Source organism: Acinetobacter sp. YH12200, assembly GCF_013418175.1.
In the GTDB taxonomy this organism is placed as follows: Bacteria; Pseudomonadota; Gammaproteobacteria; order Pseudomonadales; family Moraxellaceae; genus Acinetobacter; species Acinetobacter pseudolwoffii.
The window spans coordinates 15,838-39,463 of sequence record NZ_VPCO01000026.1 but is presented as its reverse complement, the minus strand read 5'-3'; the positions used below and the strand labels follow the sequence as shown (position 1 = coordinate 39,463).

The window sequence follows — 23,626 nt, the reverse complement described above, 5'->3', positions numbered from 1 at the left end:
TTGTGCTGGCGACAATAGCAAGAGTGAACCACCTGATCCCTTCCCGAACTCAGAAGTGAAACCTCTTTGCGCTGATGGTAGTGTGGGGTTACCCATGTGAGAGTAAGTCATCGCCAGCTCATTATTCAAAACACCCTCAAGCCAAGGCTTGGGGGTGTTTTTTTGTGCGTGGGGTTTATAATTATTAAGATAAAACTGTCCTTAAAACTTCATCTCATCGCAACTGTCCTGTCATTCACGCTGTATTAAATAAGACGTCGACTTTATAAAAAGATGAATAGACGTATGAGAAAAATTTCTTTAAGTTTGCTGGCGGTCTCTGTATTCGCTCTGACGGCATGCAATGAATCCGATGATAAAACCCTTCAGCCCATCGAAAGCGTAACTGAACCAACTTTGGTGTCTTTTGCCAAACTGGATGTAGAGACCTATGCAGAAGGCTCTGATTCAGGACGAGATGTACGTGGAGCAAATGGTATTTTTCCTCCATTTTCAGGCCAGCCTGTACAGGGTTTTTCTGCTGCATTAAAGCAGCCGGATGGAACTTATCTGGTGATGTCGGATAATGGCTTTGGCTCGCAGGATAATTCTTCTGATTATTTATTGCGTTTGCATCATCTTTCTAGCGATTTCAGAACCAAGGCGGGCGGTACAGCAACTGTCAAACATTTATCTTATATTCAGCTTCGTGATCCGAACAAACTGATTCCTTTTGAAATTGTCCATCAGAATACTCAAGAGCGTTTATTGACAGGTGCTGACTTTGATCCGGAATCTATGCAGCGCGCGCCCAATGGCGATATCTGGATTGGAGATGAATTTGGCCCTTATTTATTACATTTTAGTGCAGATGGAATATTAAAAAGTCCGCCGATTGCTTTAGCGCATCCATTAGAAGCTGGAACTGAACTCAGATCTCCACAAAATCAGCTAAACAAGGGGACTATCGGTTATATTGACGGTTATATTGAACCTTTGGTACAGCAGAGTGGGGGCTTTGAAGGTATGGCAATTTCCCCCAATGGTCGCTATTTATATCCTTTACTTGAAAAACCTTTATTAAATGCCACGACGCCACAACTAATCATTTCAGAATTTGATCTGGAAAAGAAAGTTTATACTGGAAATTTCTATTATTTTGAGTTGGCTTCGAAAGCCTCTGCAATTGGTGATTTTCAGTTATTTAGTGCCAAAGAAGGTGTGATTATTGAACGTGATGACAGTGAAAATAATCTGGGCGGCTATAAAAAATTAATCAAGGTCAGATTGAATCAGTCCGGTGAGTCTGTCGCACGTGAAGAACTGGTTAATTTAATGGATCTGGCCAATCCAGATTTACTTTATGGTCCGGTACGTCCGGGAGATCTTGCCACCGGTCAGCGCTTTGGTTTTCCATTTCAGACCATTGAAGACATTATTATTGAAGGGCCTGATTTAATTACCGTCTTGAATGACAATAACTTTCCCGGTTCAAGTGGTCGTAATCGAAATCTGGCAGATGATAATGAAATTATTCAGATCCGATTAGCTCAAGCATTATATTAATTTCAGTTTTTTCTCAATTTTAAAACGTTCCCTGAGTCTGAGAACTCAGGGATTTTTATATCGAAGAAGTGGCTTGAATTGTTAAGAAATCATTAAAAACTAGACGCATGGGTTTAGAATTTTGAGTAAAGCTTAAGACTTTAGTCGCATATTGCCTGAAAATTAGCTGTGTTGAACTAAGTTGTTGCACGAACATGGCGATAAGAATCATCAAAAATAATAAATAAGAGTTAGTGGCATGTGTCGTGCTGAAAACAACGAATAATAACTCACAGGAGGTGAGTAAAAATGGTAGAAAACACGAAAATGGCAGCAAATACGGTTAGTGTGAATGATGTGATTGATCAGGCAAAATTCACTAAATTTCACTTAAGCATTGTATTGTGGTGTTTGTTTATTGTTCTATTTGACGGGTATGATTTAGCAATTAACGGTGTCGTTCTGCCTCTACTGATGCAGGAGTGGGGCATGAGTGCTGTTGAAGCGGGCATGCTTGCCAGTACAGCACTAGCCGGCATGATGTTTGGTGCCATGCTGTTTGGGATGCTTGCAGACAAAATCGGTCGTAAAAAAGTGATTTTAATTTGTGTCACTTTATTTAGTGCGTTTACATTTTTGGGTGGATTTACCACCACTCCAACAGAGTTTGGTATTTTACGTTTTATTGCCGGCTTGGGCATCGGTGGGGTATTACCTAACCTGGTTGCTTTAACCTCTGAATATGCGCCTAAACGTTTAAAAAGTACACTTGTAACCACCATGTTTAGTGGTTATGCCGTAGGTGGGATTATGGCTGCATTATGTGGTACATGGTTTACCCCAAGTTTTGGTTGGGAAATTATGTTCTTCATTGCAGGTATTCCCTTACTTTTTGTTCCATTGTTTTGGAAGTTCTTACCTGAGTCTCTAACTTTCTTGGTTAAAGAACAAAAAATGAATGAGGCACGTCATTTTATAAAACGAGTTGAGCCAACTGCAGACGTACGAGCAGACACTGAACTGGTTCTAGCCACAGGCGATCAGACACAAAGTGCATCAGTAAAAGCGTTATTTACAGAAAATCGTGCAATGGGAACATTCTTATTCTGGATTGCTTTCTTTATGTGCTTGCTCATGCTTTATGCACTTGGAAGTTGGCTGCCAAAACTCATGATGGCTGCGGGATATTCTTTAGGCAGCAGTTTAATGTTCTTATTAGCACTGAATATTGGTGCCGTGATCGGAACCATTAGTGGTGGTATTCTGGCAGACCGTTTTGACTTTAAACCTGTTCTTATTAGTATGTTAACTGTGGGTGTACTGTCTCTGGTTGGTTTAGGCTTTAACTCTCCAACACCTGTTATTTATTTACTTGTCAGTTTAGCAGGTGCTTCATCTATTGGTACCAGTATCTTGTTATATAGCTATGTTGCTCAATACTATCCTGTTGCAGTACGTTCTACCGGTATTGGTTGGGCGTCTGCTGTGGGGCGTACAGGTGCAATTGTGGGTCCAATTGTGATTGGTATGCTGCTGGGTATGGAATTACCACATAAATGGAATTTCATCGCGGTTGCCATGCCGGGTATTATTGGTATCATCGCTATTTCAATGATTCGTCAACCACAACCCGGTCGCGTTCAGGTGAAACAATTAAAAGCAGCCAAAATTTAAACGATCCTCATAGATTCATTCAGTTTAAAAAACCCCTTTGTCTGAAGGGGTTTTTTATATCTTTAGTATGAAATAAAACCACTCAAAAAAAGTGATTGAGCTAAAAAATCTACAAATTCTGCTTAAATTAAAGTCATTATTATTAATGGCTTAAAATTTAATTTTAATAATAATGTGACATATCACGCAAATAAATGGCATTACATTTGTCATAGCAGAATATCAATTAGTCTTATTGTGCCTTAAATCCCGCTTGCGTATATTGCCTGACATTGAAGATTGCCTTCAATCTTCAACAAAGATGTTATGGACAAGTACTCATGGGAGATGAGAACGATGACAACGGAAAAAATAGATGTAAATTCTGTAGTCGATAATGCGAAATTCACGCCTTTCCACTTCAATGTAGTTGCTTGGTGTTTACTTATTATCTTATTTGATGGCTACGATTTAGCAATCAATGGTGTGGTTTTACCCTTACTGATGCAAGACTGGGGCTTAAGTGCAGTGCAAGCGGGCATGCTTGCAAGTACCGCACTGGCTGGCATGATGTTTGGTGCGATGATCTTCGGTTCCCTCGCGGACAAGATCGGTCGTAAGAAAGTGATCATGATCTGTATTGTATTATTCAGTGGTTTAACTTTTGCGGGTGGCTTTGCCTCAAATCCAACCGAATTCGGTATTTTACGTTTTCTTGCCGGTCTGGGTATTGGTGGGGTCATGCCGAATCTGGTGGCATTGACTTCGGAATATGCGCCACAAAAAATGCGCAGTACCTTGGTAACCACCATGTTTAGTGGTTATGCCGTCGGTGGTGTAATGGCTGCGTTGTTGGGTTCATGGTTTACCCCAAGTTTTGGTTGGGAAATCATGTTCTTTATCGCGGGTATTCCATTATTTTTATTACCAGTGATCTGGAAATTTTTGCCTGAATCGCTGGCATTTATTGTGAAGCAAAACAAGCAGGCTGAAGCACGTCAAATCGTACGTCGTCTGGCACCAAATCTAACGGTTACCGAGAATACAACGCTTACCCTGCCACAGGAAAATGTGCCTGAAGCAGCGAACGTGGTGAGCTTGTTCCGTCGTGGCCGTGCGGTCAATACCTTATTGTTCTGGGTCGCGTTCTTCACTTGTCTGTTAACCATGTATGCTTTAAGTAGCTGGTTACCGAAGTTGATGATGGCAGCGGGCTACTCGATGGACAACAGTCTGATGTTCATGATGGTGATGAACGTGGGTGCGGTCGTGGGTATTGTGGGTGGTGGTATTCTGGCGGATCGTTTCCACTTGAAACCGGTACTGATGTTCCTGGGTATTATGGGTGCGATTGTGATGAGCCTGATGGGCTTCCAGTCGAATTCGTTCCTGCTTTACATCTTGGTGTTCCTGGCGGGTGCAGCGTCGATTGGTTCACAAATGTTGCTATATAGCTATGTTGCGCAGTTCTACCCGCTTGCGGTACGTTCGACAGGCATTGGCTGGTCTTCTGCGATTGGTCGTATGGGCGCGATTGTAGGGCCGATCCTGATTGGTGGTTTGCTTGGTATGAACCTGCCTGCTTACTTCAACTTTATGGCAGTCGGCTTACCGGTTCTGATTACTGCAATTGCGGTTGCGTTAATCATGCATGACAATGAATCTGAAAAGATTGGTGCAATTGAGCCAGCAGTGTCTAAAGCTTAAAGCTAAGTTTTTAAATAAGAAGCCTCCGAAAGGGGGCTTTTTTATTATTATCATTAAATGATAAATTTTAAAAATATTAAAAAAGTGATAAATAAATGAACCTAAATGATCGTTTTAAGAAGTTTGCGGATTCTGAATATGAATCGATAGATGATATACAGGATATTAAATTTATAGGGCGTAAGGCAGATTATTTTGCTTTTGAGCGCTCATGGATTTTGGAAGTCAAATTTTTAGAAAAAGATAGACAGAGTACAATTAATGACTTTATAAATGATCAAGTAGATAAAGATCAGGATTTCCCAGAATTTTTTGGGACTGTACATATTGAAGAGTTGATCCAAAAACATAAAGATCCTAATTTTATTAGAAATAAATTATGTGATTATGCCTCTCGAAATTTGCGATCACTTCTTTCATCAGCAGATAAACAAATCTCTGAAACTAAAAAAGCTATAGGAAAAGATGATTGCACAGGGATATTAGTTCTTCTAAATGAAAGAAATGATTTTCATGATCAAGATTTTATTTACCAAGAAATAAGTCGTCTATTACATAGAAAAGATGAACAAGGCAATATTCAAAGAAAACATATACAGGGTGTATGGTATATCCATGAATATAAAGAAAATAATAAAAGAAATGTTTTCTCTAGTTTTTTAATGGGTCCTACAGCTAATATTGAGTCAGTTAAATCATTAGGAAATTTTTTGCACATGGATTGGATTAGTTATAATGGATATGCTTTTATACCCTCAGACTTAAAATAAATCTTGAGGTAGATTCTATGCAATTCGACTCATTCTCTCCAATCCCTGAAGATGATGAACTGCATCTTCCTGAACTAGTGTACTGGGCATCTTTAGGCGACATCGAACAGGTCGAGCAGGGCTTGCAAGAAGGTCTGGACGTCAACTCTGCCGATGACGAAGGCTACAGCGCTTTACAGGCCGCTGCTGAAAATGATCATCTAGACGTAGTCAAGCTTCTGGTTAGCAAAGGTGCGGATATTGCCCATCGCAGTCCAAATACTGCACTAGAACTGGCCGAAATGGCAGGCAATAAAGAAGTGATGGCTTATCTAAAAAGCTTGATCGGAACTGTTTAAAGCAAAAAGAGAACCTCAATCATGAGGTTCTCTTTTTATGGTAGGAACTTAGGCAGCATCGCCTTCAAGTTCTTTTAAAATGGCTTCATTAAAGGCCGGAAGATCATCCGGATTCCGTGAAGTAATCAGTACCCAGCCGCCGGTATTACAGCGATGCACTTCTTCATCGACCCATTTACCGCCGGCATTTTCCAGATCCAGCTTGATGCTCTTATACGAGGTCAGATTCTTGTCTTTAATTCGATCTGCATCAATTAAGGCCCATGGCCCATGACAGATCGCCGCAATCGGTTTGTGATTGTCGGCAAAATGCTGAATAATTTTCTGGGCATCCTGATTAATTCTTAAAGTATCTGCGTTGACTGTACCACCTGGAATCACCAACAGATCATAATCATTCAGGTCGACATGGTCAAAACTGGTATCAGGCGTATATTGGGTAGCAGCTTTGGTATCACCTTTGACAGTGGCTACATCTTCATTTTTTTCTGCAGCATGAATCACTTCAAAACCTTTGGACTTTAAAAAATTTAAAGGCTCAGTCAGTTCATCATGTTCAATACCTTGATTGGATGTAATAAAGAGGACCTTTTTTACCATGATTGCTGTTCCCAAAAAATGTGAGGATTTTTAGCTTAACAACAAGCCAATTTTTACAATGTTGGAGTTTTAACTCGGAACTGTTAAGCAATGATAAATAAAGCAATGCACAGAAAAAGAAATAGCAGAAAAAAAGCCCCAACATCCTGTTGGGGCTTTTTCCGTATCTTGTGATTTAGGTATAACTCCTGTCGTACCTCACGTCCTGATGCTTGCTTATTCTTGTTGTTTTTAGGTTTTCGGAGCATCCTGCTCTCTATGTGTCTAAAGTAATACACAAGCAGATTTTGTACCAGCAGCAGATTGCGCTTATTGTTGTACGCTTTGACTTACATGAACGCAGAGAAATTGAGCACGACCAGCTGCTGAATTCTTGGCATCAAAAATGTACATCTAAGCCAATATACGGGCCTTTAAATTCCAGCTGTAAATCTGGACGTTGCTCCTGTTGAAAATCTACCGTCATCATGCGATAACCGATTTTGGCACCGACATCGACCAGCAGATTATCAATAAAATCATATTGTAACTCAGCCTGTACATCGGTCTTTTTACTATCGCTGCCATGACTGTAAACGGCTTCTGCTTTGGCACTCAGTCCGGTAAATGGCAATTTAACCCCTGCAGTTGCATAGAGCAGTGGAGTGTATTCATCCAGATCGTATTGCGTGAAAGCCCCAGTATTCAGGTTTTTTACCGTACCCTCCAGATTGCTTAAGCCTGCGCCTATATCGGCATGTACCACGGTATCCAGCAATTCGTAATACAGAATATAGTCAATATTCTTCAGTTTGATTTCTGAGGCATTGATCGGAGTGCTTTGTTCGCTGTTGCTGTCCAGATTGACATATTTGATTTTGGCATTTGGCAACAGTGGCACTGGATGTTCAAAAGCCACGGACAGCTGCGCCGTACCTTGTCGATCCAGATCATGTTTCATACTGCTATTTTCGCTATAACCGTTAAAATTCCAGTAGCTGAGATCGGCTTTTGCCCCGATGAAATCTGCATGACTGAGCGTGCTTAATCCAAAACTGAAGAATAATGTGGCGAGTATTTTTGTCTGCATGACAGTGAGTCCCTAAAGCTTTATTAAAATTGAGCGTGTCTGGTTACTTAAAAACATCTTCTTAATATTTATCAGCAAGTGCATGATATAGAGAATTTCAAAAATGTATATCCTGGGATTTTAAAGGACTAAAAAATGCGATCTACAGCAGTACAACAGTGTAAAGACTATTCATTCTATGTGGCTGGTCAGGCGGTTCAGACCGGAGAATGGCTAGAGGTTAAACATAAATATACGCAAGCACTCTATGCACGTGTCGCTTTGGCCGATGCCAAAAGTCTGGAGCAGGCCATTCAGTCTGCCCTAGACACCGAGGCAGAGATGGCGGCTTTAGAACCCTTTCAAAAACAGAAAATTCTACTGCATTGTGTGCGCCGTTTTCATGAAATTCGTGAAGAACTGACTGAAATTCTGATTGCAGAAGGCGGTAAACCGCGCAAAGCGGCAGCAGCCGAAGTCGAGCGTCTGATTAATACCTTTCAAATTGCCGCAGATGCCGTGACTCAAATTGATCAGGGACGTATGCTGCCTTTGGCTGTAACCGCGGCAGCATCGGGGTATCAGGGTATGGTTAAGCAGGTGCCGATTGGCGCAGTGTCTTTAATCAGCCCTTTCAATTTCCCCTTAAATCTGACCGCCCATAAAATTGCACCGGCGATTGCTGCTGGTTGTCCTTTCGTGTTGAAACCCGCCAGTCTGACGCCGATTTCTGCCTTGAAAATTGCCGAGATTCTGGCGGAAACCGATTTGCCGAAAGGCGCATTTTCAGTTTTACCCTGTCCGCGCGAGCTGGCCGATGTGCTGGTCACCGATGACCGTTTTAAATTACTCAGTTTTACTGGTTCCGATGTGGTGGGTTGGGATATGAAAGCGCGAGCTGGCCGCAAAAAAGTGGTTCTGGAGCTGGGCGGTAATGCCGCAGTGATGATCGAGCCGGATACCGAAATTAATGATGCCTTGATTACCCGTCTGGTTGGCGGTGCTTATGGTCATGCCGGGCAGGTCTGTATCAGTGTGCAGCGCATTCTGGTGCATCAGGATATTTATGCCGAAGTCAGAGATAAACTGCTTGCAAAACTCAAACATCTGAAAGCCACCGATCCAAATCTGAGCACAACTTTGGTCGGCCCGATGATCAAGGAAGCAGAAGCCAAACGCCTGAAAAAATGGCTGGAAAAAGCACTGAAAAAGGATGCCAGAATTCTGGCAGGTGGTGAGCTGGATGGAGTGATGTTCGCACCGACTTTATTGGAAAACGTGGATCATGGTCTAGAAATTTACCGTGATGAAGTCTTTGGTCCGGTGGCGATGATTGAACCTTATCCTGATTTTGAAGCGGGAATTGCCTGTATCAATCGTAGCCGTTTTGGCTTGCAGGCCGGAGTTTATACCCAGAACTTGAACAAGATGCTGTATGCCTGGGATCATCTGCATGTCGGCGGGGTCATTATCAATGACATTCCATCTTTCCGGGTGGACAACATGCCCTATGGTGGGGTGAAGGATTCAGGTTTAGGCCGTGAAGGGATTCAATCTGCCATTCGCGATATGCAGGAAGAACGGATGCTGGTGATTAAATCTTAAGTAAATGACATCAATCGCTCAGATCCCGTGATGGATTTGCTGCAGGTCAGACCGGGGTATTGCAGTCCATTTTTAGATGTCAAAAATGCACGTGGAGCAGGGCGATCAGATCTCTGCTCCGCGCATTTCAGCTATAGAGTGGCTCACATCGCGATAAGCCTTTGACTTTAATTCTTCTATAAATATAAGGCGATTTGGATGATCGCAGCATGAGCTTTGCCTGACTACGGTTCTGTAGTCAAACTTAAGAAACATATATTCCAAAAAGTTTGTCAATATATAACCTTTAAAATCAGGTGGGTTTCGTTGAATTATTGAACGCTTAATTCGAATAGATTATAAATAACGAATATTTTCAGCAGAATTTACAGAAAAAATTTAAAAAAGTCAGTATCGTTGAACCATCTACAAGGTCAGCTTTTCGATCAGACTTTAAGCAAGATGTAAGACCTGCTGACCTGTTTGTACATTAGAATTCGACGCCCAAAAGGTGCAGCTCTAATCCAAACACCCAAAATAATTGAAATGCTTCTTTATTTGCTTGCGCTATAACCATAACAAGCAGCATCTGAAGGGGTTTAAAGTTTAGGTGTTCTATGACAGAAACTCGTGAGAATTGGTCTGCACGATCAGGATTCATTATTGCAGCCATTGGTTCCGCCGTTGGCTTGGGAAATATCTGGCGTTTCCCTTATGTGGCTTATGAAAATGGGGGTGGGGCATTTCTGATCCCTTACCTGATTGCGATTTTTGCAGCAGGTTTGCCTTTATTGTTTTTAGACTATGCGGTCGGACACAAGTTCCGTAAAGCACCACCCATGGCCTATAAAAAACTCATGAATGCCGAATCCTTGGGTTGGTGGCAGGTGATGGTGACCCTGATCATCGGGATTTACTATGCCAGCGTCTTGTCCTGGGCCGGCAGTTATATGTTCTATTCCTTTGGGCAGCAGTGGGGCACAGATACCCAGGACTTTTTCTTTAACACTTATCTGCAAAATGGTGAAGGTTTAAGTTTAGGTTTTGTTCCTGTCCTGTTTTTCGGTCTGGTGGTTGTTTGGGCTGCGGTGATGCTGATTCTTTACGGTGGGGTACGCCGTGGGGTGGAACTGGCGAATAAAATCTTTATGCCACTTCTGGTAATTTTATTTTCTATTCTGGTGATTCAGGCGGTACGCTTACCGGGTGCAGTCGACGGCTTAAATGCTTTCTTTACGCCGAACTGGGAGGCCATGAGCAACTATAAAGTCTGGCTGGCCGCATTTGGTCATATCTTCTTCTCACTGTCGGTGGGCTTCGGGATTATGTTGACCTATGCCTCTTATTTGAAACGCAAAACCAACTTGACCGGTTCTGGGATCGTGGTGGCACTGGCCAACTCATCCTTTGAAATTCTGGCGGGTATTGGTGTATTTGCAGCGCTTGGTTTTATGGCCTTCAGCGCAGGTGCAAATGTTGAAGATGTTGTATCTGGCGGTATTGGTCTGGCCTTTATTGCTTTCCCGAAAATCATTTCCAGTTTAGGTGCAGGTGGTGACCTGTTTGGCTTCCTGTTCTTTGCTTCATTGACCGTTGCCGGTATTACCTCGATGGTCAGTATCCTGCAAGTTCCGATTGCCGCATTCCAGGACAAACTGGGCTGGTCGAAGAACAAGTCAGTCACGATTATTGCCGGTGGTTCAGCGGTGATTTCTACCTTGATGTTCTCGACCCATAGTGCGATTACCTTTGTCGACATTATTGACTACTTTGCCAATAATATCGGTATTGTCGGTGGTGGTTTGATCTCCATTATTCTGTTGTCGTGGTTCCGTCGTCCATTGATGAAGCAGCTGGAAGGCCATGTGAATCAGTTTGCCAGCGTGAAACTTGGTCGCAGCTGGAACTTCATGCTGACCGTCATCACGCCGTTGTCCTTATTAATGGCATTGGGTCTGACCCTGAAATCGATCATGGCAGAAGGTTATGGTGGCTATGCTGCCAGCACCCTGTGGATGGTGGGTGGAGGTGTCATGGCATTCTTTATTCTGGGCGCCATTCTGTTTAGTCTGGTCAAAGACCGTCATAGCTAGGAGAGCGACTATGAATACATCTGCACTGGTGATGATGATCATCTCTATCGTTTTATTGTGGGGTGGTCTGGTACTGTCCGTGATTCATCTGGCAAAAAATCCGGAAGAACCAGAAGACTAAAAATCTTCACATAAACCTACTGTTTTACTATAAACGAAAGTCATTATCATCTATGGTGATAATGACTTTTTTAATGGCTGACGATTTGGCATGATTTCCGTTTCAGATGGACAAGTCTATACAGCCTTTGCCGTGACCTTCTTCGCTGGGCTTGCCACCGTGTTGGGTGGGGGACTGATACTCTTCTTAAAAAAACCCAATTTCCGTCTGCTGGCCTTTGGTCTGGCCTTTGCCGCGGGCGCCATGATCTATGTTTCTTTAACCGAAATTCTGAATAAATCGATTGCCTCCTTTAGTCTGGCTTTTGATGAAAAAACCGGTTTTGCCTTTGGCACCTTTGCATTTTTGTTGGGCGTGATTCTGGTGTTATTGCTGGATCATTTTGTGCCGAATCCGCATGAAACTGTTGAAACGCATGCCAGTGAGGGCGTCAGTTCACCGCAACTATTGCGTACCGGTATGCTGACTTTATTCGCCATTAGCGCACATAACCTGCCAGAAGGTCTGGCGACCTTTTTTGCCACGCTGGAAAGTCCTGCCTTGGGTGCGCCTTTGGCGGTGGCAATTGCGATTCATAATATCCCGGAAGGTGTGGCAATTGCCTTGCCAGTGTATATGGCGACCGGACGCAAAGATTATGCGCTCTGGGCCAGTCTGGTGTCGGGACTGGCTGAACCTTTGGGTGCCGCCTTGGGTTACTTTATTCTGGCACCTTATATGAGCGATACAGTATATGGTCTGGTTTTTGGTTTAATTGGCGGGGTGATGGTCTATCTGGCACTCGATGAGTTATTGCCGACTGCAAAACGTTATTCCGAAGGGCATGAAACGGTATATGGACTGGTGAGCGGTATGGCTGCGTTGGCCAGCAGTCTGGTGATCTTTAAGTTTATTCAGTAAGTCCTGTTGCCATCCGGCAACTCCATAAAAAAAGCAGCCTAAGCTGCTTTTTTTGATTGTAAACTAATGATTTATGCGGTCTTTTCAATATGGCAATAGAAGAAACCGTCGCCTTGATCGGCTGTTGGTAACAACTGACGACCGTGAATCTGTTCGATGCCCCAATCGGCTTCAATCTTGATTTCTTTGGCATCGCTATGCTGGGCAAAGAACTCGACCATCTGCTGTTCATTTTCCGCTTTTAGAATCGAACAGGTGATGTACAGCAAGCTGCCGCCAACTTTCAGCTGCTGCCACATATTTTCCAGAATCTGCTTTTGCAGCGCGACGGTTTGCGGAATATCTGTGGAATGACGCAGCAAGCGAATATCCGGATGACGACGAATCACACCAATCGCAGAACATGGCGCATCCAGTACGATACAGTCGACTGGTTCAGGCGCTGTCCAGTTGATGGCATCGGCTGCAATAATTTCAACTTCGGCATATTCTGTTAACAGTAGGCGTTCCAGATTTTCTGCCACACGCACTAAACGTTTGGCATCCTGATCAATTGCATACAGCTTTTTCGGGCTGTATTTTTCCAGAATATGCGCAGTTTTCCCACCCGGCGCGGCGCAGGCATCGACTACGACCTTGCCTTCAAGATCAGGCACTAAAGTTGCGCAAAGCTGTGCGTGTTCATCCTGAACCGAGAAACCGCCGGCTTCATAGCCTGGCAGGTTCGGAATATGCACGTTTTGTTCCAGCACAATGCCGACTTCAGACAGGGTACAGGCGCGTGCCTCATAACCTTCTTCTTCCAGAATTTCCAGATATTCATCACGGCTGACCTGATTGACATTGACACGCAAGGTCAACGGCGCAATCTGTTTTAACTCATGCGACAGTTCAGCCAGCTGTTCCGGCCAGTCTTTCTTTAAACGCTTAAATAACCAGCTTGGCAGGCCATGCGCCTGATTTAAAGCCAGATCAAATTCTTCTGTTTCACGTGAAACACGACGCAGCACCGCATTGACCAGACCACTTAAAGGTTCGAATCCCAGTTGTTTGGCTGCTGTCACCGTTTCTGAAATCGCAGCATGCGCCGGAATACGGGTACATAGAATCTGGTATAAACCTAAATATAAGCAGCTTTCCAAGGCCTGATTATCGAGAGGTTTGGTTAACAGTGGCAGGGTAATGGCTTTCAGGCCATGCCATTGACGTAAACAGCCTAAGGTTAACTCGTGATACAAGCCACGGTCACGTTCAGACACAATATTGATATGTTGATTGAGTACAGAAGCAAGTGATTGGCCGTTTTGTACAGCCAATAGCGTTTTGACAACTTGCGCGCGCAAATTCAAGTTTTTAGCTGATGATTGAATTTGGCTCATGCGAATTTATATCCTAGCGATAGTTTTTGAGTTTGATTAATTTGAACAGCATTCAGGGCTTTGCCACCTGGCCATTGCAGATTGGTGATGCAAATGGCGTTCTGATCACCACACATCACATGTACGCCGTCTTTATCTAGGGCAATCACTTCACCAGGCAGAGCAGTGCTTGCGTTGTGCGTAGAAAGTGATGAGTTCCAGATGCGTAAATTGTTGCTGTCATCCAGCGGGGTAAAGGCTACTGGCCAAGGATTAAAAGCGCGGATATTACGGTCAATCTCTGCCGCAGCTTGTGTCCAGTCAATTTGCGCTTCTGCTTTAGACAGTTTATGTGCATAGACCGTCAGGCTGTCATCTTGCACTTCACGCTGTGCTAAATAGTGCTGCAAGGTCTGTTCCGATTCTAAAACCTTTAGCGTCGCTTCAGCGCCCTGTAGCGCCAGTTTGTCATGCAGACTGGCAGAGGTATCTTCGGCGGTAATTGGACAGATGGTTTTGTACATCATGTCCCCGGTATCCAGACCAGCCGCCATTTTCATAATGGTCACACCGGTCTCGGCATCGCCAGTGGCAATCGCGCGCTGAATCGGGGCTGCACCGCGCCAGCGTGGCAACAGGGAACCATGAATATTCAGGCAACCATATTTTGGTGTATCCAGAACCACTTGTGGCAGGATCAGGCCATAGGCCGCCACCACCATCACATCTGCATTTAAGGCTTTGAGTTCTGCTTGCGCTGCCAGACCTTCTTCAGTCGAAGATTTGAAATGAAGCGGTTGGTAGACTGGAATATTGTGTTCAAGCGCCAACTGCTTGACCGCAGATGCCGTGAGTTTTTGTCCGCGTCCGGCCTTGCGGTCAGGCTGGGTATAGACCGCCACAATTTCATGCTCGGTTTTGAGCAGCGCAGCCAATGCAGTCGCTGCAAATTCTGGTGTGCCTGCAAATATGATCTTCACACATGAAATTCCAAATAAACTTAAAGCGTATTATAAGCCAAAAGCCAAATTTCAGCCTAATCGTTGCAAAAACTTATTGGATAAGACCGGTGAGTGCTTGAATTTCAGTAGAATTTTTATATAAAAAAAACTCATGCAAATTGTAAAAATTATTCATGAAAGTTTTGTATTGTCCTGATGATGATGACGGTATAGTAGATTTCATCAAGAAATTTTTATCGTCAGATCATTACGACCTCTCTATAGACATTTTTGCCTGCATCTACAACCAAAGGGTCATCTTGTAAAACAAGGGCTTGTAGTATGATAGGTGTAAAATTTAACTGATTTAAGCTCCTTGTCAGTATGATTTAGCCAGAGTGGATCTGTCCGGTTCATTTCAAGCTCAAACTTTGTTGGAAATATAAAATGCCTGACTATCGTTCAAAAACATCGACACACGGAAGAAATATGGCTGGCGCACGCGGTTTATGGCGTGCTACCGGAATGAAAGATGAAGATTTCGGTAAGCCGATTATTGCGGTGGTGAACTCGTTCACCCAGTTTGTACCGGGTCATGTGCATCTCAAAGACCTGGGTCAACTGGTGGCACGTCAAATTGAAGCGTCAGGCGGTGTGGCAAAAGAATTCAATACCATTGCAGTCGATGACGGCATCGCGATGGGTCATGACGGCATGCTGTATTCATTGCCTTCGCGTGACCTGATTGCAGACTCGGTCGAGTACATGGTCAATGCGCATTGCGCCGATGCCATGGTGTGTATCTCAAACTGTGACAAAATTACCCCGGGCATGTTGATGGCTGCGATGCGTCTGAACATTCCCGTGGTATTTGTCTCTGGTGGCCCGATGGAAGCGGGTAAAGTCCAAATCCGTGGTAATGAACAGGCGATTGACCTTGTTGATGCGATGATCGTGGCTGCAGATGACAACTATACTGACGAAGAAGTCAAAGCCTATGAACGTTCTGCATGTCCAACCTGTGGTTCATGTTCAGGAATGTTCACGGCGAATTCCATGAACTGCTTAACCGAAGCGCTTGGTTTATCTTTACCGGGCAATGGCTCTACGCTGGCAACCCATGCCAACCGTAAAAAATTATTCGAGCGTGCAGGCCAGTTGATTGTGGAAATCACCAAGCGTCATTATGAGCAAAATGATTACAGCGTGTTGCCACGTAATGTTGCGACCAAAGCATCGTATGAAAATGCCATGACTTTGGACATCGCGATGGGGGGTTCAACCAACACCGTTCTTCACTTGTTGGCAGCTGCTCACGAAGCAGAAGTAGACTTCACCATGGACGATATCGACCGTTTATCTCGTAAAGTGCCTGTACTGTGTAAAGTGGCACCTGCGGTTAAAAACGTTCATATGGAAGATATTCACCGTGCCGGCGGCATTATGTCGATCCTCGGTGAACTAGACCGTGGTGGTTTACTGGATACTTCTGTACCTACTGTACATGAAGCGACCTTAAAAGATGCCTTAGACAAGTGGGACATCATCCGTACTGAAGATGAAGAGGTGTATAACTTCTTCAAATCGGCACCGGGCGGTGTACCAACCCAAACAGCGTTCTCACAAGATCGTTACTACACCCGTCTAGATGGCGACCGTGAAAATGGTGTGATCCGCAACGTTGAACATGCCTTCTCGCAAGATGGTGGTTTGGCAGTGCTTTACGGCAACATCGCACTGGACGGTTGTATCGTAAAAACTGCGGGTGTAGATGATTCAATCTTGAAATTCAACGGCACAGCACGTGTATTTGAAAGCCAGGATGATGCAGTTGAAGCCATTCTTGGTGGGAAAATCGTGGCAGGTGATGTGGTGCTGATCCGTTATGAAGGTCCACAGGGTGGTCCAGGCATGCAAGAAATGTTGTACCCAACCAGCTACTTAAAATCGAAAGGTTTAGGTAAAGACTGTGCACTTGTCACTGATGGTCGTTTCTCTGGTGGTTCTTCAGGTCTTTCCATTGGTCACGTTTCCCCAGAAGCAGCTGAAGGCGGCACAATTGCCCTGGTTGAAGATGGCGACCGTATCGAAATTGATATTCCAAACCGTAGCATTCATTTAGCCGTTGCTGAAGATGTATTGGCAGCACGCCGTGAAGTACAAGAAGCCAAAGGTTGGAAGCCTGCAAAGGAACGTCCACGTAAAGTATCTAAAGCGCTGAAAGCCTATGCAATGCATGCCACCAGTGCGGCGAAAGGTGCGGTACGTGATATCTAAGCTGTAATTTTACAGATTTAAATAGCACTCCAGATGGGGTGCTTTTTTTATACAAGAAACTATCTTAAAATGAAAGAGGACTCCACCCGACAGTCAGGGTGGAGGTGAATTTCGTAAGTTTTTTAATTTAGCTTTAATTCGTTTTTATGTTAAAATAAAAGAAATATAACATTGTATTTAAATAAGTTTTAAAAAAAATGAAAATCAACAAGGCGTATAAATTTAGGCTTGAGCCTAATGAAGAGCAAGAGGTTATTTTAAACAATCTTGTTGGTTCTGCGCGTTTTGTTTGGAATCAAATTTTAGTTGTGTCATTTGAAATGTTTGCAAAGAATGAATTTATCAATGCAACCAATTTGGTGAATAAAATCACCAGTCTTAAAAAGAATCCTGAATATGCTTTTTTAGCAAATCATTCTAATGCTGTTTCCCTACAGCAAAAAATTCGTGATCTGGCTTCGGCTTGGACAAGGTTTTTCAATGCAAAAGAACATGCAAGATTAAAAGAAAATAAGCGTAAACCACGCAAGCCCAAATTCCTCAAACTCACTGATGGTTCTGAAATCCAGTTACGCCCACTGATGCCTAGATTTAAGAAAAAATCAGATGGTTACGATTCAATTAGATTGGTGCAATTTGATAAATATTGTCGAATTGAGGGTAATCGAGTTAAGCTGCCAAATGGCATAGGATTTGTGAAATTTAGAAAATCACAAGATATTCTAGGCACAATTAAGAATGTGACAATCAGTAAGAGATCAGGTCATTGGTATATTTCATTTGGCAGTGAAAAAGAGTTATTGGAAAATCCAGTACATCCATCCAAAACCGCAGTTGGTGTTGATTTAGGTGTCAAGAAATTAGTCACAACATCTGAGGGTGAGGTATTTAACCCAAAGAACAGTTTTAAAACCAACCAAATTAAATTAGCTAAACTTCAACGTAAGTTGAGCAAAAAATTGAAGTTTAGTGAAAATTGGAAAAAGTTGAACACCACAATTAACAAGCTACATTATCATATTGCTAATATTCGGCATGACTACCTACATAAAGTCACGACAACTCTCAGCAAAAACCACGCAATGATCGTAGTTGAGGACTTAAAAGTAGCCAATATGTCGAAGTCAGCAAGTGGCACAATCGAGAAAAAAGGAAAGAATGTCAAAGCCAAGTCGGGCTTAAACAAGGCAATCCTAGATCAAGGTTGGTCAATGCTTGTTGATATATTGGAGTACAAACAACAATGGCGAGGTGGTTTACTCGTTAAGATTGACCCGAAATACACAAGTCAAACGTGTAGCTCCTGCGGTCATGTTGCAAAAGAAAATAGGCTTACTCAGGCACATTTTGAATGTGTTGCGTGTGGCTTTAGCGAGAATGCGGATATTAACGCTTCTCGTAATATTTTGGCGGTGGGACACACCGTTTTGTCTGTGGAGGGTGGATGCGGTAAAGGTCGCCCGATGAAGCAGAAAGCAAGCGAAATCCGTGAGGAAGTCACCTAAGAGCTGATGCTTTTAGAATCCCCCACTTGAATAAAGTGAAAGTGGTGGGAGTATGTCAAACAATGATCTTAAAATAAATTGTCCAAGACCGATGCTTAAAATCGGTCATCGCCCAGGAAGAGAATAATGAGTAAAGATAATATTCGTGAGCATTCAGCCCCTGTCTATGAAGGCATTGAAAATGCACCGGCGCGTTCCATGATGCGTGCCACCGGTTTTCAGGATGCCGATTTTAACCGGCCATTTATCGGCATTGCTTCGACCTGGGCCAATGTCACGCCTTGTAATATGCATATTGATGGTCTGGCCAGAACCGTAGAGCAGGGCGTGAGTGCGGCGGGTGGCAAGGGCATTATCTTTAATACCATTACCATTTCAGATGGCATTTCCAATGGCACCGAAGGCATGAAATATTCCCTGCTGTCACGGGAAGTGATCGCAGATTCGATTGAAACCGTGGTCGGCTGTCAGGCTTATGATGGTGTGATTGCCATTGGTGGCTGTGACAAAAACATGCCCGGTTGCATCATGGGATTGGCGCGCCTCAACCGTCCGGGGCTGTTTATTTATGGTGGAACCATTAAACCGGGCGAAGGCCATACCGACATGATTTCGGTGTTTGAAGCGGTGGGTCAATATGCCAAAGGTGAAATCAACGCGATTCAGGTCAAGCATATTGAAGAGGTTTCCTTGCCAGGTCCGGGTTCGTGTGGCGGTATGTACACGGCCAACTCGATGGCCTCTGCGATTGAAGCTTTAGGCATGAGCCTGCCGGGTTCTTCGGCACAGGAAGCGGTATCGGAAGACAAGCAAATTGACTGTGCCCGGGCCGGTGAAGCAGTGATGAACCTGTTGCGACTGGATATTAAGCCGCGCGACATCATGACCAAAGCCGCCTTTGAAAACTCGATTAAAGTCTTGATTGCGCTGGGTGGTTCGACCAATGGTGTACTGCATCTTTTAGCCATGGCACATACCGCAGGAGTGGAATTGAGTCTGGATGATTTCGTGCGGATTGGTAAAGATATTCCGGTGGTGGCCGACGTGCGTCCATCAGGTAAATATCTGATGTCAGAACTGATTGCGATTGGCGGCATTCAACCACTGATGAAGCGCATGCTGGATGCCGGCATGCTGGATGGCTCATGTCTGACGGTCACAGGTAAGACGCTGGCAGAAAATCTGGCCGATGTGCAGGACTATCCGGAAGGCCAGCAGATTATTCTGCCTTTTGATGCGCCCGTGAAAAAAGACTCGCATCTGGTGATTCTAAAAGGCAATCTGTCACCGAAGGGCGCGGTCGCCAAAATTACCGGTAAGGAAGGACTGCATTTTGCTGGCCCAGCTCGCGTGTTTGAAGGTGAGCAGGGTGCCATGCGCGGTATTCTGGATGGCGAAGTCCAGCCGGGTGAAGTGGTGGTGATTCGTGGCGTTGGTCCCAAAGGTGGCCCAGGAATGCCAGAAATGCTGAAACCGACCTCTGCGATTATCGGGAAGGGCTTAGGCGCTTCAGTTGCCCTGATTACCGATGGACGCTTCTCGGGTGGCAGTCACGGTTTTGTGATTGGTCATGTCACCCCCGAAGCTTATGATGGCGGCCCGATTGGTCTGGTACAAAATGGTGACCAGATTTCAATTAATGCGGAAACCCGGGAAATGACCTGGCATGTGGATGAGCCGGAGATTGCAGCACGTCAAGCGGCCTGGATCAAACCAAAACCGAACTATACCCATGGAGCACTGGCCAAATTCGCCAAACTGACCTCAGGTGCAGAAACCGGGGCAGTCACTGACCTGAATCTTGAGCTCTAATCCATTGTTAAACATTGAACATTTGCTTATGACTTGATATAAGTTTTTACACCATGCAGGGCTTTGGCTCTGCGATCTTAAAAATAGATTATTCTGCGCAGATTGAGCTTTGTCGAGCTGCGCACTGTCATTCTTGTCGAGGCCGATCTCATGTCCCTGTTACGCCGTTGGTTTGATCCAATCCGATCGAGTTGGTTTTACCAGAAACCAATCCGTCAAACGGTGTTATCTATTCAAGATGGGCTGAGTATCCATTTAAGACTGGATGATGTGTACAGCTATCTGGCGGTACAGCAGTTGCCCCAGCTCGAAGAAATTTTAAGTCCGCAGCTCAAGCCGCTGAAAGTGATGATTTCCAGTGCGCATGCAGAACCCCCCAATCAGATGTCTTTTGAAGAATGGCAGCATTACACGATTAATGATGCCAAGATCTTGTCGAAACAGCATCGTTTCAGTTTTCATGACACGCCAGAATTGCCAAGCGCTGAAGCCTTGCAACAGGCGGAACTGATTTTACGGCGCACCCCGTTGCGCGGGCAGGATTTCCTGTATCTGCTGGAAGATGTATTTCATATGCTCTGGCAAAAGCAGACCGGAAAATTACGTACCTTATATGCCATGGCCAGCCGCCATCATCAGCCACAGGATTTTCCCGAACGCATTTTTGACCAGACTCCGGTTCTGGCCAGCTATTTTGATTTGGGGGGCCGCCAGTATCAGGCCGTGGACGACCTGTTACGTTTAACCCGGCGTCTGGAGCAGCAGAAACTGCTCACCGGCAATCCGATTTTCCTGATCAATCATATTGAATGGCGTGAGCATCTGATCAGTGATGCCGAAGAGCTGAACGAGATCCAGTCGATGGACCCGGAACTGGATTTATATATTGCGCTGGAAGATCCGATTTCCTGGTTGTTGCTGGCCTATATCAAAGAAGAACTGGCGGATTATTATAATATCCAGCTGAAAGTCTATCCTTTGTCTTACCGTGGCCGGGATGAGTTTGACTGGAGTCTGGCCACGCGTTTATCGAAACGGACTGAGGTCGAATTTACCCCGTTCTGCCGCCCGACTGAGCCGGCGATTGCCCCCATGGCGCAGTTATTTTATAGCTGTCCTGAAGAACAGCGCATTGAGGCCATGTATCAGATCTTGCAAGCTGTCTGGACCCGTGGTCAAGACTTGTCCTATGCACCGCATTTTAAGCGTATGCAGCAGCAACTCAATATTGCCGAGCTGAGCCAGGACGATATTCTGGCCAAGTTGCAGGACAATGATATGCTCTGTGAAATGAAGTCGCAGCCGAACTTTCCGGTACTGGAACTGCGCATCGATGATCAAAGTTATACATTTAATAGCTTATATCGGGTCTGGATGATTGAAAGTATTTTCAGTAATGTGTTAGAAGAAAAGTATAAGAGTAATAATCAAACTGAAAGTGAATTGAAAAAACATGGAAAAGATCAAAGCTGAATCACTAGAACATGCACGTCAACAGATCGATGCCATTGATACAGCTTTAGTTGAGCTGATCGCTGCACGTCAATTTTATGTTGATCAAACCACCCGTTTTAAAAAAACTGAAACCGATTTACAGTCACCGGAACGTATGGAACAGATTGTAGAACATGTCAGAGCACTGGCGCAGCAGCAGGGCGTCGATCAGGAATTTATTGAACATCTGTATCGTGAAATGTTTCATTATTTCATTCAACGTGAATTGAAAGAGTTTCGCCCTTAACCAGACTTGTGCTTTAACAGAAGCCTTGCGGGGCTTCTTTTCATTTCTTTAATCGCAAAGTTGCAAAATACAAAGATAAAAAAAGCAGCCTAAGGGCTGCTATAAATTTTCAATTTTTACGGTTATTTTTTATCAGCCAGACTAAAGAACCAATTCAGGATTAATGCGGCAAAAGTCGCCGTACCAATACCACCCAGATTAAAACTGCCAAATGTCAGGGCAAAATCACCAGTACCTAAAATAATGGTCACTGCAGCCACCATCAGGTTTTTGTTTTGCGAGAAATCGACTTTATTTTCAATCCAGATTTTGGCACCGGCAATGGTAATCAAACCAAAGACCACAATCGAAGCACCGGTCAGAATCGCGGTGGGAATGGTATGAATCACCGCCCCAAACTTGGGTGATAAACCCAGGAAGATCGCAAAGACACCAGCCACTGCAAAAATGATGGTCGAATAAACCCGTGTTACGGCCATGACCCCAATATTTTCACCGTAGGTGGTCATGCCCGGGGCACCCACACCGCCTGCCAGAGTGGTTGCAACACCATCTGCAACAAAGGCTTTACCAATATGCGGATCCAGATTCTCTCCGGTCATCGCGCCTACCGCTTTGATATGTCCCAGATTTTCAGCCACCAAAATCAGTGCAATCGGTGCAATGATCAACATGGCATTGACTTCAAAAGTCGGTGCGTGGAAGGTCGGTAACCCGAACCAGGCGGCTTGCTGAATGGGCAGGAAATTGATTGCAGTGCCATAACCCATAATATTGCTGAGCACGAAATAGATCAGATAGGCCAATAACAGCCCCACCAATAATAGCAGGCGTTGCAGCAGGCCTTTGGTAAAGACGGCAATCGAGCCCATGCACATCACGGTAACGAGAGACATCCACATATTAAAGGTGTTGCCCATGACGCTTTTAACCGTGACTGGAGCAAGGTTCAGGCCAATGATCATCACCACGGCACCGGTCACTACCGGTGGCATCAGCTTTTCGATCCAGCGGGTGCCCGTCGCCATGACCAGAAAGCCCATCAGCGCATAGAAGATGCCACATGCGATAATCCCGCCTGCTGCAACGCCAATATTCGGATTCAGTCCGCCACCACCCGCATAACCAGTTGCTGCGATGACCACACCAATAAAGGCAAAGCTTGAACCTAGATAACTTGGAACCCAGCCACCGGTGATTAAAAAGAACAGAATAGTACAGATCCCTGACATTAAAATCGCCAGGTTAGGATCAAAGCCCATTAAAAAAGGTGCCAGTACAGTCGCGCCAAACATGGCAAAAGCATGTTGTACACCCAAAACGACCGTTTGTGCGGGTGGCAAATACTCTGCGGTACCTACTGGGCGTGCATCGATGCTGCCCTCATAAGGGCGCCATTTGGGAAACCAACTGGACATAAAATGAGCACTCGAAAGATAAATTGTGCACATCATACTCTTGTTCTTTAGAAGATTTAATCACTTAAACAAAATTTTTGTTCAAATTAATTCTATGACTTTATTTAATATTTTACCGGGTGGTAAAAGAATTTTGAGTTAAAACTAAAGTGAAATCAGTAGATTAATTTCTTATAATCAATAGGGCTATGTATAAATAAATCTGATTTACTATATAAAATAAAATATTTCTTGGC

Annotated in this window: 19 protein-coding genes and 1 rRNA gene; 15 read left to right on the top strand and 5 right to left on the bottom strand. The window is 44.3% G+C overall.

The annotated features are described in order from the left end of the window. Nucleotides 1–4: 4 nt before the first annotated feature. From rrf to FTU90_RS13890, 6 genes are all read left to right on the top strand, one after another. Nucleotides 5–119, top strand: a 5S ribosomal RNA gene (gene rrf / locus FTU90_RS13915). Nucleotides 120–285: 166 nt separating this feature from the next. Next, nucleotides 286–1,545, top strand: coding sequence for an esterase-like activity of phytase family protein (locus tag FTU90_RS13910; RefSeq protein WP_180072919.1), 1,260 nt, complete (start codon nucleotides 286–288; stop codon nucleotides 1,543–1,545). Nucleotides 1,546–1,833: 288 nt separating this feature from the next. Then, nucleotides 1,834–3,198 carry an MFS transporter gene (locus FTU90_RS13905; protein WP_171294226.1) on the top strand — a complete coding sequence of 455 codons (1,365 nt, stop codon included), beginning with the start codon at nucleotides 1,834–1,836 and terminating at the stop codon, nucleotides 3,196–3,198. A 336-nt stretch (nucleotides 3,199–3,534) separates the two neighbouring features. Beyond that, complete coding sequence (locus FTU90_RS13900; RefSeq protein WP_180072917.1) at nucleotides 3,535–4,884, top strand: aromatic acid/H+ symport family MFS transporter; 1,350 nt, start codon at nucleotides 3,535–3,537, stop codon at nucleotides 4,882–4,884. Between the two features lie 95 nt (nucleotides 4,885–4,979). Beyond that, a complete protein-coding gene (locus tag FTU90_RS13895) occupies nucleotides 4,980–5,654 on the top strand; it encodes a hypothetical protein (protein ID WP_180072915.1) in 675 nt (224 codons plus the stop codon). A 17-nt stretch (nucleotides 5,655–5,671) separates the two neighbouring features. Then, nucleotides 5,672–5,992, top strand: coding sequence for an ankyrin repeat domain-containing protein (locus tag FTU90_RS13890; RefSeq protein WP_180072913.1), 321 nt, complete (start codon nucleotides 5,672–5,674; stop codon nucleotides 5,990–5,992). Between the two features lie 48 nt (nucleotides 5,993–6,040). On the opposite strand, the gene FTU90_RS13885 is transcribed toward FTU90_RS13890, so the two are convergent. Next, entirely contained in the window at nucleotides 6,041–6,592 is a 552-nt protein-coding gene (locus FTU90_RS13885; protein ID WP_005173569.1) for a type 1 glutamine amidotransferase domain-containing protein, read from the bottom strand. Between the two features lie 379 nt (nucleotides 6,593–6,971). Continuing rightward, nucleotides 6,972–7,661, bottom strand: a complete 690-nt coding sequence (locus tag FTU90_RS13880; protein ID WP_180072911.1) for a TIGR04219 family outer membrane beta-barrel protein — start codon at nucleotides 7,659–7,661, stop codon at nucleotides 6,972–6,974. A 135-nt stretch (nucleotides 7,662–7,796) separates the two neighbouring features. On the opposite strand from FTU90_RS13880, the gene FTU90_RS13875 reads away from it, so the two are divergent. The 4 genes from FTU90_RS13875 to zupT all read left to right on the top strand — a co-directional run bounded on the left by FTU90_RS13875 (nucleotide 7,797) and on the right by zupT (nucleotide 12,338). Beyond that, complete coding sequence (locus FTU90_RS13875; RefSeq protein ID WP_180072909.1) at nucleotides 7,797–9,245, top strand: aldehyde dehydrogenase family protein; 1,449 nt, start codon at nucleotides 7,797–7,799, stop codon at nucleotides 9,243–9,245. Nucleotides 9,246–9,841: 596 nt separating this feature from the next. Beyond that, complete coding sequence (locus tag FTU90_RS13870; RefSeq protein WP_074383770.1) at nucleotides 9,842–11,317, top strand: sodium-dependent transporter; 1,476 nt, start codon at nucleotides 9,842–9,844, stop codon at nucleotides 11,315–11,317. Between the two features lie 10 nt (nucleotides 11,318–11,327). After that, nucleotides 11,328–11,438, top strand: a complete 111-nt coding sequence (locus FTU90_RS13865; protein WP_005173576.1) for a methionine/alanine import family NSS transporter small subunit — start codon at nucleotides 11,328–11,330, stop codon at nucleotides 11,436–11,438. Nucleotides 11,439–11,528: 90 nt separating this feature from the next. Next, the gene (zupT, locus tag FTU90_RS13860; RefSeq protein ID WP_074383769.1) at nucleotides 11,529–12,338 is read left to right on the top strand and encodes a zinc transporter ZupT; all 810 of its coding nucleotides are present in this window, start codon (nucleotides 11,529–11,531) and stop codon (nucleotides 12,336–12,338) included. A 71-nt stretch (nucleotides 12,339–12,409) separates the two neighbouring features. Here zupT and rsmB read toward each other — a convergent pair whose 3' ends face one another. Both rsmB and fmt read right to left on the bottom strand, forming a co-directional pair. Next, nucleotides 12,410–13,717 (bottom strand): 16S rRNA (cytosine(967)-C(5))-methyltransferase RsmB, encoded by a 1,308-nt coding sequence (rsmB, locus tag FTU90_RS13855; RefSeq protein WP_100355465.1) that lies wholly within the window; start codon nucleotides 13,715–13,717, stop codon nucleotides 12,410–12,412. Next, nucleotides 13,714–14,676 carry a methionyl-tRNA formyltransferase gene (gene fmt / locus FTU90_RS13850; protein WP_100355464.1) on the bottom strand — a complete coding sequence of 321 codons (963 nt, stop codon included), beginning with the start codon at nucleotides 14,674–14,676 and terminating at the stop codon, nucleotides 13,714–13,716. The genes rsmB and fmt overlap by 4 nt, the downstream gene beginning before the upstream one ends. A gap of 408 nt (nucleotides 14,677–15,084) precedes the next feature. Here fmt and ilvD (FTU90_RS13845) point away from each other — a divergent pair, with 408 nt between their 5' ends. The 5 genes from ilvD (FTU90_RS13845) (at nucleotide 15,085) to FTU90_RS13825 (ending at nucleotide 21,972) form a co-directional block, all read left to right on the top strand. Further along, nucleotides 15,085–16,914 carry a dihydroxy-acid dehydratase gene (ilvD, locus tag FTU90_RS13845; RefSeq protein WP_100357653.1) on the top strand — a complete coding sequence of 610 codons (1,830 nt, stop codon included), beginning with the start codon at nucleotides 15,085–15,087 and terminating at the stop codon, nucleotides 16,912–16,914. 197 nt (nucleotides 16,915–17,111) lie between these two features. Next, the gene (locus tag FTU90_RS13840; protein WP_005173589.1) at nucleotides 17,112–18,419 is read left to right on the top strand and encodes an RNA-guided endonuclease TnpB family protein; all 1,308 of its coding nucleotides are present in this window, start codon (nucleotides 17,112–17,114) and stop codon (nucleotides 18,417–18,419) included. A 126-nt stretch (nucleotides 18,420–18,545) separates the two neighbouring features. Beyond that, complete coding sequence (ilvD, locus tag FTU90_RS13835) at nucleotides 18,546–20,231, top strand: dihydroxy-acid dehydratase (protein WP_100355461.1); 1,686 nt, start codon at nucleotides 18,546–18,548, stop codon at nucleotides 20,229–20,231. Nucleotides 20,232–20,381: 150 nt separating this feature from the next. After that, nucleotides 20,382–21,704 carry a hypothetical protein gene (locus FTU90_RS13830; protein ID WP_180072907.1) on the top strand — a complete coding sequence of 441 codons (1,323 nt, stop codon included), beginning with the start codon at nucleotides 20,382–20,384 and terminating at the stop codon, nucleotides 21,702–21,704. Next, a complete protein-coding gene (locus FTU90_RS13825; protein ID WP_005173592.1) occupies nucleotides 21,685–21,972 on the top strand; it encodes a chorismate mutase in 288 nt (95 codons plus the stop codon). The genes FTU90_RS13830 and FTU90_RS13825 overlap by 20 nt, the downstream gene beginning before the upstream one ends. Nucleotides 21,973–22,094: 122 nt before the next feature. On the opposite strand, the gene FTU90_RS13820 is transcribed toward FTU90_RS13825, so the two are convergent. Then, a complete protein-coding gene (locus FTU90_RS13820; protein WP_180072905.1) occupies nucleotides 22,095–23,390 on the bottom strand; it encodes a solute carrier family 23 protein in 1,296 nt (431 codons plus the stop codon). Nucleotides 23,391–23,626: the final 236 nt, after the last annotated feature.

Bases quoted from the DNA above. Each gene is read 5' to 3' on its own strand.
- FTU90_RS13910 (WP_180072919.1), top strand. From the start codon at position 286: ATGAGAAAAATTTCTTTAAGTTTGCTGGCGGTCTCTGTATTCGCTCTG.
- FTU90_RS13905 (WP_171294226.1), top strand. From the start codon at position 1,834: ATGGTAGAAAACACGAAAATGGCAGCAAATACGGTTAGTGTGAATGAT.
- FTU90_RS13900 (WP_180072917.1), top strand. From the start codon at position 3,535: ATGACAACGGAAAAAATAGATGTAAATTCTGTAGTCGATAATGCGAAA.
- FTU90_RS13895 (WP_180072915.1), top strand. From the start codon at position 4,980: ATGAACCTAAATGATCGTTTTAAGAAGTTTGCGGATTCTGAATATGAA.
- FTU90_RS13890 (WP_180072913.1), top strand. From the start codon at position 5,672: ATGCAATTCGACTCATTCTCTCCAATCCCTGAAGATGATGAACTGCAT.
- FTU90_RS13885 (WP_005173569.1), bottom strand. From the start codon at position 6,592: ATGGTAAAAAAGGTCCTCTTTATTACATCCAATCAAGGTATTGAACAT.
- FTU90_RS13880 (WP_180072911.1), bottom strand. From the start codon at position 7,661: ATGCAGACAAAAATACTCGCCACATTATTCTTCAGTTTTGGATTAAGC.
- FTU90_RS13875 (WP_180072909.1), top strand. From the start codon at position 7,797: ATGCGATCTACAGCAGTACAACAGTGTAAAGACTATTCATTCTATGTG.
- FTU90_RS13870 (WP_074383770.1), top strand. From the start codon at position 9,842: ATGACAGAAACTCGTGAGAATTGGTCTGCACGATCAGGATTCATTATT.
- FTU90_RS13865 (WP_005173576.1), top strand. From the start codon at position 11,328: ATGAATACATCTGCACTGGTGATGATGATCATCTCTATCGTTTTATTG.
- zupT (WP_074383769.1), top strand. From the start codon at position 11,529: ATGATTTCCGTTTCAGATGGACAAGTCTATACAGCCTTTGCCGTGACC.
- rsmB (WP_100355465.1), bottom strand. From the start codon at position 13,717: ATGAGCCAAATTCAATCATCAGCTAAAAACTTGAATTTGCGCGCGCAA.
- ilvD (WP_100357653.1), top strand. From the start codon at position 15,085: ATGCCTGACTATCGTTCAAAAACATCGACACACGGAAGAAATATGGCT.
- FTU90_RS13840 (WP_005173589.1), top strand. From the start codon at position 17,112: ATGAAAATCAACAAGGCGTATAAATTTAGGCTTGAGCCTAATGAAGAG.
- ilvD (WP_100355461.1), top strand. From the start codon at position 18,546: ATGAGTAAAGATAATATTCGTGAGCATTCAGCCCCTGTCTATGAAGGC.
- FTU90_RS13830 (WP_180072907.1), top strand. From the start codon at position 20,382: ATGTCCCTGTTACGCCGTTGGTTTGATCCAATCCGATCGAGTTGGTTT.
- FTU90_RS13825 (WP_005173592.1), top strand. From the start codon at position 21,685: ATGGAAAAGATCAAAGCTGAATCACTAGAACATGCACGTCAACAGATC.
- FTU90_RS13820 (WP_180072905.1), bottom strand. From the start codon at position 23,390: ATGTCCAGTTGGTTTCCCAAATGGCGCCCTTATGAGGGCAGCATCGAT.